The following is a 7,925-nucleotide window of genomic DNA, read 5'->3' as shown; positions in this document are numbered from 1 at the left end:
ACCGATAAATTGTCCAGAGTTAAGGCAAAACACAGCACTCCTGACCGATAAATTGTCCAGAGTTAAGCCCAGATCCGCCATTTCGACCGATAAATTGTCCAGAGTTAGCCCAGAACCACCATTCCAACCGATAAATTGTCCAGAGTTAAGCCCAGAACTACTATTTCGACCGATAAATTGTCCAGAGTTAAGCCCAGAACCACCATTCCGACCGATAAATTGTCCAGAGTTAAACCAGAACCACCATTTCGACCGATAAATTGTCCAGAGTTAAGCCCAGAACTACTATTTCGACCGATAAATTGTCCAGAGTTAAGCCCAGAACTACCATTCCGACCGATAAATTGTCCAGAGTTCGTTATCTTATAAATACAAAGTGATGAACTTTCTCTACTGCTTGCTTCAATGAGTTGGGTGGAATGTAGATATAACGGGGGCTGAGGGTTATAATACACAGTACAGGTAAGATCCTTTCTCTAAAGGGATTTTGAGGCAGTTTAAAGATAATGAAATTAATAAGTTATCCACAATAGCTTGTCCGAGTTTACCGATAAATTGTCCAGACATTACCGATAAATTGTCCAGAGCTGACCGATAAATTGTCCAGAGCTGACCGATATATTGTCCATAGCTGACCGATATATTGTCCAGCTTTACGATATATTTCTATTTAAAATCATACCCTTATAAGCGCGTAATAGAATATAAAGATCAAGATCTAAAGATCAATAAAGATCAATCTAATCACTACGTGATTTATTTTTTTGATCCTTCAAAGCACTTTCCACTCCATTAAAACTATTCTAACCATCTAAATTAGCCCTTCGATTTAAGATCAATTACTTTAATTTTCGATTATTTCTTATTTGGGCTTTTGTTTTGATTGAACGCAATAATACTTTAGATGGACGTATGAGGCCGATTGTGGAGTTTGAAGCCTCCTTGATGTCTGCTTGTTCTAGTTTTGTGCTTTACCAAGCCCCTTTCTTGTTTGGGCTTCCATACAGCACGTCACATACCCGAAAAAGTTTCAGGTTTTATTGTCACTTCAAAGATTAAAATTCAGCAATTTAGAGCAAAAAAGTTTCAACCTTTAATGTTGTTCACCGACAGAAATCAAATTAGAAGTGATGAAGTGATTTTCGGAGACTACAGCAAGGGCAAAACGCCCCTACCGTAATTGTCGGTGGACAGTGATGGGATAACTAGAAGTTTTTAGCGAACGTTATAACGAACATGCGTATGCCAAATGCAGTAAGTAGAAATAACGGGAGAACAACAAAAAGCGGCTCAACATAAATCGGCAATGAAAAAAACAATAGGGAAACAAACATAAAGCCGCCCCCCATAAACATTCTAGCAACCTTCACTTTGAAGTCTGAATCTAATCCACCCTCAAAAGTTCGCTTCATTCTCACTGCGTATCCGTCCCCAACACATGGAAGTATTATCAAGAAAAGAACGGGCAATGAACTAATCAGGTAGCCAACCTTGATCAAGAACGTGGTAAAAACAAAACCACTCGCAAATAAAAATTGCTTGAATAGTTCCCCTGAAGTGTTGTTTTCTACATATCCATGAGTGTCAGTAATGAATTTGTAGATATTAAAGTCGGTCCAATGATATATGGCATCACTAAACCACTGAATAACAGCCGACGGATTCAGTAGAAAGTTACTAGAGTTAGCATCACCGGCAACCATGTTTAAGTATCTCGCTGCAACAGCTTGGGAATGATACGAACCAAGTTCAGTCCACCAGCCAAAAAAGATACCTAAACATTCAATACAAAATGAAATGAGTAGGCATGTAAATAACAAGCCAACTAAATTCATTATGAAATTTACCGTGGTTCGCAAGCCGCCCGTCGATAATGGGTTTTCTTGAACCTGTCCCTTTTCTTTTTCTTTTCCTGCCACGTTCCATCACTCCATTTCAGGGCATACAACAGGTTTATGTGTATAGCTGTACTTAATAATAGGAGTATCATCTCTCCACTGAACGCCTATCACTGTTTGTTCAAATTGCTCACAAATAGGGTTTCCATCTTCATCTGCATTAACTTGAAATACTTTGGTGACATTCTCTGCATACCGATCAGAGTCAGGGATAGAAACTTTATCCGTTATTTTGCTGCTAAGTAATTTTTCTGGTGGTGGTGCATCAGGGGTAGATGAACAACCGGAAAGCAAAATAACGTTGCAAAGAGCAAACGCACATACCTGGTTTAAAATTTTATGCTGCATCTTTTTCCCACCAATTTTCGTATGACTGATAAGCCATTTTCATATTTCGATAAACCTGCGACATTTCTGCCGGTAATGTGTTTTTAGTTTCTTTAGGTAACGGAAATCTGATCTTAAATAATCGGTTGCCCTCAACCAATCCAAACGCTTGACCTTTTGGTAAAGCGATAATTGCATCAGGACTAATGATAGGTACTGATTTAGTAATGGATACACCGTCTGAATAGCGTGTCGTCATTAATGATTGATTAGCATCATCGGTATCAGTAGAACCGGCTGCGGTTGTGCTTCGGTCATAAACATTAACCTCCCGCAATTGATCGGTTAGTAGTGCGGCTGTTGTTGCTGTCTTCACTCTAAACATTATTAATGTATTGAAGTTTGATTCAACAACACCGGCTTTAGCGGCATCCCCCATACGAACTTCAAAGTCCTCTCTGGCTTGAGTGTATGCGATAACGCGAACGCCACTACCACGGGCTTTGTTCAAGATAGGTATAAATTCGTCACCACACATTTCGTTAGCTTCATCCATGTGTAGGTATATATTAGGGCGATCTTGAGAACTACTTCCTTGCAATCCATAATTGATACCATTTTGATAAATTTTACCGGATAGGCTTAATAGGTCGGAGAGCATAGAGTTGGATACCGCACTAGCAACATCACGGTCAACCATTGCCGCGAAACCGCAATATACAACGGCATCTTTTCTTATTGCCTGAGTCCAATCTAAAATCGGGCGAACATCGTCAGTATCAGAATAGTCGGGTGAAAGAATATTGATTAGATCACCGGAGCATAACTTTTCAAGCAAAGGCAGCAAGGAAGCGGTAATTTTTGAAAAGTAGGAGGCATCATATCTAACCGCATTAACAAGCCCCTCATAAGCTGGATAAGATTTATCAGTCCTACTTGCCATTTCCAACTCAATACACTGCGACAAGCCCACTGAGTGGCGAGAAAGGCCCTTCAAGTGCTCTGGTATCTGTTTTTCTTTAGAGAACTCGGCTGCAATTTCTCTCCAACCAGATCCAGTATTCTTCGTTAGCCAGTCTTCACAATACTCAATGAATAACGACTCCATGTTCATAATGTATCGACGAACATGATCATAAGTCGGTCTAATCCCCATATCAAACAATGCTCTTGATATAATGGCTATAAATCGCCATGCGAATTCTTTGAATGCTGATGAATCACCGCTACCTGATAATTGACCAGCAATTCGCGTTGCACATTCAGATAAGCGACTGAAATTGCCAATACCATTGTAACGACAAGTGATTTCCTGCTCACCTAGATGGAAGAAGTAGAATTCTCTTCCATGCCGCTTCGCTTCACTATAAGCGCGAGCTAAAAGATCAGCATCACCTTTCGGGTCCATGATGACGACTGTTCCATCGGGTACTGAAATTGTTTTGTTTTTAACTTTAGCGTCTTTACCCCGAACCTTTGTTTTTATTTGCTTCTTTCTGGCTATGTCGGAGGAAATGAATATTTCCGCTGTGCGTGTTTTTCCACAACCTGTAGTACCCATGATCAGTACATGACCCTCCAGTGAGCCAAGACCGATATTTATATCATCTTCTTCATCAACGCCAACGCCATGAATTGCTGAGTTACCACCCACAGGAGGAAGGGGAGCTAATGGATTCTTTAGAAAAGAAAACTTACCAACTTTGAATAAGTGGCGTTTATTCATCATGGTAATCACCAGACGATGAATAAATTTACCTGAATCACCGTGAGCGTGTTCATATTTTCGCGCTGATTTGTATGCCGGTGACAATGATGTGATCATTTCACCGTTTGGTGATTGTGTTTCATATAATCGTTGAGTGTGTTTTTGTTTCCACTCAAAACCACGCCCTAACCAGAATGATTTACTTGAAACTGGTAGTTCTTCCATGGTCATAAAAAATGCGTCAATGTTTTTTAGCGCATTGTGATATTTCTTTAGTTTTCGTCCACTCACATATTGTTTTATTCCTATAGCAGCAACGGTCAGTGCCATTGCGTGAGCGGTAGAATAGGGTATTCCTGCTATCCATGTAGATTGCGTTAAAATACCAGCACTCAACCCTGAAATCAGGGATGCCTGATATTCGTAACAGGGGCGCATTCGACCGTCCAATAGAGGCAATACATTAATTTTAGACATAGTGAAATCTAATGAGATTAGTGATTGGTAGATTATGAGCTTAGAGAAATGAAATGCTGATTTAGGGGGGGCAGGACCGAAGTGAGATTGAATTTATCAATTTCAAATGCCAGGTTTAATCGAGTTTAGTTTAGCTTAGGTGTGGGGTTGTTTTTAAATATCAAAGTTACAAAAAATAGATCTAAAAAAAGATCATGCCGTCGATCTTTTTTGATCATTTCGTAGTTGTTTCTGGTTAGATTATGTATCAAAAATATAAAGAATATTAACGCTAGTTAATGTTCTTCGTTGTTATTATTTATCTTTTCTTAATCTTTGATTTTCTTTCTTTCTTAGTGGCTTGTAACTGGCTGATTTTATTATTGATAGTGCCTGTTGCTACTGACAATTTATCTGTCTGCTACTGACAATTTATCCGTCTGCTACTGACAATTTATCTGTCTGCTACTGACAATTTATCCGTTTTCTACTGACAATTTATCCGTCTGCTACTGACAATTTATCCGTTCATAACGTACAAAAAAAATGTGAATAACTTACTCTCACGGTTAAATTTTAAACTATTCCCACGCATAAAAACCAGTTGCGACAAGTGTCAAATTGAGATCAAATTGAGATCAATTTGATCTCAAAATATTTTCCCATATTTCACCTTAATTTTCATTTAGTAACTGGATTTTTCCTCTATCTACTGACAATTTAACTGCTGGTGGTCGTAGTTACCTACTGACAATTTAACAGCCAGAAAGAGGTGATTTACGGCTACCTACTGACAATTTAACAGTCAGAAAGAGGTGGTTTACGGCTAGCTACTGACAATTTAACAGCCAGAAAGAGGTGGTTTACGGCTACCTACTGACAATTTAACAGCCAGAAAGCGGTGGTTTACGGCTATCTACTGACAATTTAACAGCCAGAAAGAGGTGGTTTACGGCTATCTACTGACAATTTAACTGCTGGTGGTCGTAGTTACCTACTGACAATTTAACAGCCAGAAAGAGGTGGTTTACGGCTATCTACTGACAATTTAACAGTGATATAGGTGGCTTTTGGATTTGACCATTAAAAGTGACAATATTACTTTATTACACTTTTTGTTTTTTTATGTCATTAAAAACAAATACTTGAGCTTGGTGTGGGAAAGACAATATTATTCACTTGCGTTTTTATGGTTGGTGTGTCGAAATGTGCCTAATGAATGTTATATATGTGAGATTTGTTAATGAAAAAAAATATACCGATGATTAATGACCTCTATAGTAGTGATTTAACGGTCAATCAAAGTAATCTACTTGTAACATCAACTTATTATTTGCAAATTAATCAGTTGCGTATCGTCTGGCTGGCGCTAACCAAGGTTAATTCCAGTAAAACAGATTTTGGTGAAATTATAATATCGACAAGAGAGTTTGCGGATTTTTATGCTATGGACATTCGTTCTTGCTCTCGGTCGATTAAAGATGCGATAGATGAAATTAATACTTCCCCAATAAAAATCAGATATACGGACAAAGAGGATGATAGGCGTGAGCAAACAATACATTGGTTTTCTAGCACTGATGTATCGCTCTCGTCTGCTGAAGGTAAATACAAATTACGGTTTTCGGCTGAAATCAAACCATACCTAACCGATTTGCGAAGTCATTATTCAAAAAGCGACTTTAAGTATTTAACTAAATTGAAGAACACATTTCAGTTTAGATTGTATCAATGGCTGAAAGATGGGGAGTATATCAAACTTGATGGTTCTCACTCGGTGGCGGGGAAATCTAAAAGCAGTAATGGTGTTTATGTAGTACGACTTCCCGTTGATGCAATGAAAAACAAAGTGAAAATCAAAGGTTATGATACTTGGTTTGATTTTAAGAGGCGCATCTTAGATCCAGCAGTAAACCAAATAAATAAAACCACGAATTTATCGGTAGTGTATAAGCCAATAAAAGCTGGAAAAGCGATAGATAGTGTTGAGTTTAGCGTACTAAGGGAGGATGACCCTTCTGTTTTGACTTTACCGATAAAGCCAAGTCGTCCGAGATTAAAAAGACGACCTCATGTAACAAAGGGAGCTGCACCGGAAGCTGATTGGGCTAATTATAATATTAAATTGTTGCTTGATTATGAGGCTGAACTTTTGGAGTATGATGAATCATTGAGGTTGGAAATACCGGACCTTAGAAGATTGGTACAGTATTATGAAATAACCGGTGATACATTCAGTTGCGATACAAGAAAAGCAGAAATTAAAGCTCGAAGCCGTGTCGCAAAATAAAAAACAATAAATCCCTTTACCTGTGTGAAGGGATTTGTAATTGCAGTTCTGCAATTATTCATCGTCATTGTAGAAATCCACAAACATGCCATTGGTGTTACAGTTAAATTGAAGCGCGGCTTTGACTGACTCAGTTCTATGGGCGCGAGGCTCTGCTTTTTTGTGACTGCGAATGTCAAAATCACCGGAACAAATTAGAAAGCCAGCATTGTATCTAGTCCCTTCTTTTTTATCTTGGCCTTTAAAGTGAACCCTGGCTCGATATTGATATCCAGAATTTCGTCGATAGCGAATATTAGGTATATCAGAAAAGTAATCCATGATTTGTATTTGTTGTGCGGTTAGGTAAATCCAGCCTGAACTATCTACTTTTACGATAGAGCAATGGATTCCAATTTTAGCTAGGTCATCTTTAGCTGCATGAAGCATTACGAGTCCATCGTCATTGTTTGGGTAGCGGCATATCTTTAAATTGCCAGTACCGTCTAAGAGGATACTAGAAAATGCGGTGTGTTTTGATAACAGTATTTTGGACACGTTCTTGAGGAAGAGTGGGAACTTCTTAGGTTTAGTTTTAGCTGTTCTCCCTTCAAAATCCATTGCATACATATACAGATCATCGACGTTTTGCCAATGTGCCTGAAAACGTTCTAACTCTGCATTATCCTTTGCGAGCCATATTTCACGAATGTACGCTGGTAAAACGATGCTATCGGTATTAAGACCGACCTGCTTGCTGCTATCATTAATCGAATGCTTGAGTGTTAATGTTTGCATTACAAGGTTGTGAAAGTCGCGTTCTGCGGTATAAAAATCACGCCAAATTTCTTTAATAGAGGTCAAATGTACATATTCCTATATGAAGAAGAAATCCTATCTGTTATAGTTCGCATTACAACTTTAGTTGCAACATTCAGATGGGTCTAAAAATGAAAAATGACTACATATCAGCGTCCGAAATAGGTAAAGCAAACCCTAGATTCTCGACATAAGCGACACACACTTACCAGTAAAAGCTTCTATCGGACTCAGATAATCCAGTGTTTTCCTGGGCCGCATATTAATCAATAATCTAATATTATTGAGTACTTTTGTACTTATATTAGCGATGGATGTTCGTTTTGGGAAGTAGCGTCTTAATAATCCATTACTATTTTCATTTAGCCCTCTTTGCCAAGAATGATAAGGCTTCGCAAAATAGGTTTTACACTTTAGAGCCTTAGCTATTTTCATATGCCCTGCAAAC

6 protein-coding genes are annotated in these 7,925 nt (G+C 38.5%); 1 reads left to right on the top strand and 5 read right to left on the bottom strand.

Annotated elements, in window-relative coordinates; genetic code table 11:
- Positions 1 to 1,205: 1,205 nt before the first annotated feature.
- The 3 genes from HC723_RS15995 to traD are packed head-to-tail and all read right to left on the bottom strand — an operon-like array spanning position 1,206 to position 4,410.
- Positions 1,206 to 1,919, bottom strand: coding sequence for a DUF4400 domain-containing protein (locus tag HC723_RS15995; protein WP_190339792.1), 714 nt, complete (start codon positions 1,917 to 1,919; stop codon positions 1,206 to 1,208).
- A gap of 6 nt (positions 1,920 to 1,925) precedes the next feature.
- Complete coding sequence (locus HC723_RS15990; RefSeq protein ID WP_190339791.1) at positions 1,926 to 2,246, bottom strand: hypothetical protein; 321 nt, start codon at positions 2,244 to 2,246, stop codon at positions 1,926 to 1,928.
- Positions 2,236 to 4,410, bottom strand: a complete 2,175-nt coding sequence (traD, locus tag HC723_RS15985) for a type IV conjugative transfer system coupling protein TraD (RefSeq protein WP_190339790.1) — start codon at positions 4,408 to 4,410, stop codon at positions 2,236 to 2,238. The genes HC723_RS15990 and traD overlap by 11 nt, the downstream gene beginning before the upstream one ends.
- Positions 4,411 to 5,632: 1,222 nt before the next feature.
- On the opposite strand from traD, the gene HC723_RS15980 reads away from it, so the two are divergent.
- Positions 5,633 to 6,679, top strand: coding sequence for a replication initiation protein (locus HC723_RS15980; protein ID WP_190339789.1), 1,047 nt, complete (start codon positions 5,633 to 5,635; stop codon positions 6,677 to 6,679).
- 54 nt (positions 6,680 to 6,733) lie between these two features.
- Here the strand turns inward: HC723_RS15980 and HC723_RS15975 are convergent, their stop codons facing one another.
- A complete protein-coding gene (locus tag HC723_RS15975; RefSeq protein WP_190339788.1) occupies positions 6,734 to 7,522 on the bottom strand; it encodes a hypothetical protein in 789 nt (262 codons plus the stop codon).
- Positions 7,523 to 7,654: 132 nt separating this feature from the next.
- Positions 7,655 to 7,925, bottom strand: a 271-nt coding sequence (locus HC723_RS15970; RefSeq protein ID WP_190339787.1) for an IS30 family transposase, incomplete at its 5' end; no start/stop codon positions are given.

Origin of the sequence: Vibrio sp. S11_S32, from assembly GCF_014694465.1 — a bacterium.
GTDB classification, from domain to species: Bacteria; Pseudomonadota; Gammaproteobacteria; order Enterobacterales; family Vibrionaceae; genus Vibrio; species Vibrio algicola.
This window is presented reverse-complemented; position numbering and strand designations above follow the sequence as displayed.